Below are 3395 nucleotides of genomic sequence, written 5' to 3'. Positions count from 1 at the left end.
CCTGCGCGGACGACGCGCCGACGACGGACCCGGCCGCACCGAGCGCGACGGCGCCGAGCCCGGTCATCAGGGCGCGACGCCCCGTCGAGCGCACACCCTGTTCGGTGCCGGTGGTGGTGTCGGACATGACGACTCCTTCGTTATCGACGGCGGGTCGGGACGTGGTGTCCCGTCGGTGTCATCCGCGCGCTCCCGCGGCGGTGGGGGCCGGGACGACCGCGGTGACCGCCCCCTGCGCCTGCCAGAGCGCCGCGGCCTCGGCCCGCCGGCGCCGCTCGAGCACCGGATCGGCCACCGGGATCGCGGCCATGAGGCTGCGCGTGTACTCGTGCTGCGGGTTCGCGAACAGGGCGTCGCGCGCGCCGACCTCCACGATCCGCCCGTGCTGCATCACGGCCACGGTCGACGACATGTACCGGATCACGGCGAGGTCGTGGCTGATGAAGAGGTACGTCAGGCCGAGCTCGGTCTGCAGGTCGCGCAACAGGTTCAGCACCTGCGCCTGGATCGACACGTCGAGCGCCGACACCGACTCGTCCAGCACCAGGAACTCCGGCTCCAGCACGAGCGACCGCGCGATCGACACCCGCTGGCACTGGCCACCCGACATCGAGCGCGGGAGCCGGTGCGCGAACTCCTCGTCCAGCCGCACCCGGTGCATCGCCTCGCGCACCTTCTCGGCCCTGGTCGCCCGGGTGCCGATGCCGTGGGCGAGCAGCGGCGCCTCGATGATCTGCGCCACGGTCTGCCGGCGGTTGAGCGCCGAGAACGGGTCCTGGAACACCATCTGCATGCGGCGGCGCAGCCTGCGCAGCTCCTCGCCGCGCAGGTCGTGCGGACGCTGCCCGTCGAACACCACCGCACCGCCGTCGATGCCGCCGAGCGCGAGCACCGCCTTCGACACGGTCGACTTACCCGACCCCGACTCGCCGACGAGCCCCACGGTCTCGCCGCGGCGGATCTGGAACGACACGTCGTCGACCGCGGTCACGCGGCGTCCGGAGCCCAGCGTGAACACCTTCGTCACGCCCTGCACGTCGACCAGCACGTCGCCCGACTCCCTGGCCCGGTCGACTGCGCTGATCGTGTCGGCGGCGCCCTTCGTCTCGTCGAAGGGCCCCTCGCTCACGGACCGGGGGTGGGATGGCCCCGCACCGTGCGGTTCCGGGGTGGGCGGTGCGAGGTGAAGGGCGTCCACGGTCGGGATGGGCTGGTGCACGTCCACCGTGAGGTCGACCACGGCCCCCAGCAGCGCCTGCGTGTACGGGTGCTCGGGCGCGGCGTAGATCCGGTCGACGGGGCCCTCCTCGACCACGCGCCCGTGCCGCATCACGTGGATTCGTTCGCAGAAGCCGGCCGCGACGCCGAGGTCGTGCGTGATGAGCACGACCGCGGTGCCGTGGTCCTCCGCGAGACGGTCGAGCAGGTCGATGATGCGCGACTGCGTGGTCACGTCGAGGGCGGTGGTGGGCTCGTCGGCGATCAGCACCGCGGGCCGCGACGACATGGCCATCGCGATCATGACGCGCTGCCGCATGCCGCCGGAGAACTCGTGCGGGTACTGGCTCAGGCGCTCCTCGGGCAGCGGCACGCCGACCTCGGTCAGCAGCTCGACGGCCCTGGCACGCGCGGCCTGCCGCGACACCCGCTCGTGCAGCCGGATCGCCTCGACGAGCTGGTGCCCGATGGTGCGCACCGGGTTCAGCGACGACATCGGGTCCTGGTAGACCATCGCGATCTCACCGCCGCGCACCTTCGTCATCTCGCGCGTGCGGAGAGTCAGCAGCTCGCGGTCGCGCAGCCGGATGCTGCCGCCGAGCTTCGCGCCGTCGTTGAGGCGCATGATCGACAGGGCGGTGAGCGACTTGCCGGAGCCGGACTCGCCGACCAGGCCGATCCGCTCGCCGGGGCGCACCGCGAAGCTGATGCCCTTCACGGGCGTCACGTCGCCGTAGGAGACGGTGAGGTCCTGCACCCGCAGGACGGGAGCGGCGTCGGTCATCGGCCCTTCCCCTTCCGGTCGCCGCCGAACTGGTCGGCGAGCACGTTGAGCAGCCAGATGGTCACGAAGATGAACAGCGCGGGGAACAGCACGTACCCGATCGACTGGTACATCTTCTGGTAGCCCTGCTGCACGAGGGTGCCCCAGGTGGCCTCGGGCGGCGCGATGCCGAGCCCGACGAAGCTCATCGACGCCTCCAGCAGGATCGCGTTCGCGGCGTTGATGACGGCCTGCACCACGATCGGTCCCTTGGCGTTGGGCAGCACCTCCGCGAACAGCAGGCGGCTGCGCTTCGAGCCGAAGGCCACGGCCGCGGTGAAGTAGTCCTCCTGCAGCTCGCTCAGCACCGACGACCGCACCAGCCGCGCGGTCGTGGGGGTGAGCAGGATGCCGATGATGACGGCGAGCTTCACGGGGTCGGCGCCGAACGCCGAGATGAACACCAGCGCGAACAGGATCTGCGGGATCGCCATCACGGTGTCGGCCAGGCGCATGAGCAGCTCGTCGGCCCAGCCGCGGGCAAACGCGGCGGCCATGCCCCAGGCGATGCCGAGCACCATCGCCACGAGCGTGGCACCGGCGGCGATGAACACGGTGAGCTGTCCGCCGTACAGCACGCGGCTGAACAGGTCGCGGCCGAGCTCGTCGGTGCCGAACAGGTGCACGGCCGTGGGCGCGGCGAAGCGGTCGGGCGACTGGGCCGCGGGGTCGAACGGCGCGATGACGGGCGCGAGCACGCAGGCCAGCACGATCAGGGCGAGCAGCGCGAGCGGGATCCACGACGCGGCGGCGAGCCGGCGGCGAGGACGGGTCGAGCGCAGGGCGAGGGTGAGGGTGTCAGCCACGGCTGCTCCTTGCACGAAGACGCGGGTCGAGCACGCCGTAGAGCAGATCGACGATCAGCGTCGTGAGGATGAACATGGCGGAGATCAGCAGCACCACCGACTGCAGCACCGCGTAGTCGCGCTTGAACACGGCGTCGATCGCCAGCGAGCCGAGCCCGGGAACACCGAACACGTACTCCACGATCACGACCCCGCCGAGCGTGTACCCGACGATGAGGCCGAGCATGGTGAGCCCCGGGATCAGGGCGTTGCGCAGCGCGTGCCCGAGCACCACCCCGCTCGCCGACTGCCCCTTGCCGCGGGCGGTGCGGATGTAGGGGGCGTCGAGCACCTCGACCATCGACGCCCGCAGGAACCGCATCAGCAGCGGTGCGGCGGCGAAGGCGAGGGTGAGGGCGGGCAGGATCATGCGCACGAGGTTGTCGGCCGGGTCGTCCGCGAACGGCGTGTAGCCGCGGGCGGGCAGCCACTTCAGCTGCACGGCGAACACCACGATCAGCACGATGCCGATGAGGAACTGCGGTAGCGCCATGCCCGCGGTGGAGATG

At 71.4% G+C, this 3395-nt stretch carries 3 protein-coding genes; all 3 read right to left on the bottom strand.

Annotated elements, in window-relative coordinates:
• Positions 1-178 precede the first annotated feature (178 nt).
• On the bottom strand, positions 179-2002 hold the full coding sequence (locus DW309_RS02660) for a dipeptide ABC transporter ATP-binding protein (protein WP_136044485.1): 1824 nt from the start codon (positions 2000-2002) through the stop codon (positions 179-181).
• The gene (locus DW309_RS02655; protein WP_136044484.1) at positions 1999-2847 is read right to left on the bottom strand and encodes an ABC transporter permease; all 849 of its coding nucleotides are present in this window, start codon (positions 2845-2847) and stop codon (positions 1999-2001) included. The genes DW309_RS02660 and DW309_RS02655 overlap by 4 nt, the downstream gene beginning before the upstream one ends.
• A partial coding sequence (locus tag DW309_RS02650) for an ABC transporter permease (RefSeq protein WP_136044483.1) occupies positions 2840-3395 on the bottom strand: 556 nt, incomplete at its 5' end. The genes DW309_RS02650 and DW309_RS02655, both read right to left, overlap by 8 nt.

This window comes from Microbacterium sp. K41 (assembly GCF_004794395.1).
Classification (GTDB): domain Bacteria; phylum Actinomycetota; class Actinomycetes; order Actinomycetales; family Microbacteriaceae; genus Microbacterium; species Microbacterium sufflavum.
Note: the sequence above shows the minus strand (reverse complement) of the source record. Positions and strands in the feature narration are given on the sequence as shown.

Excerpts from the sequence above, each read along its gene's own strand:
- DW309_RS02660 (WP_136044485.1), bottom strand. The coding sequence starts at position 2,002 with ATGACCGACGCCGCTCCCGTCCTGCGGGTGCAGGACCTCACCGTCTCC.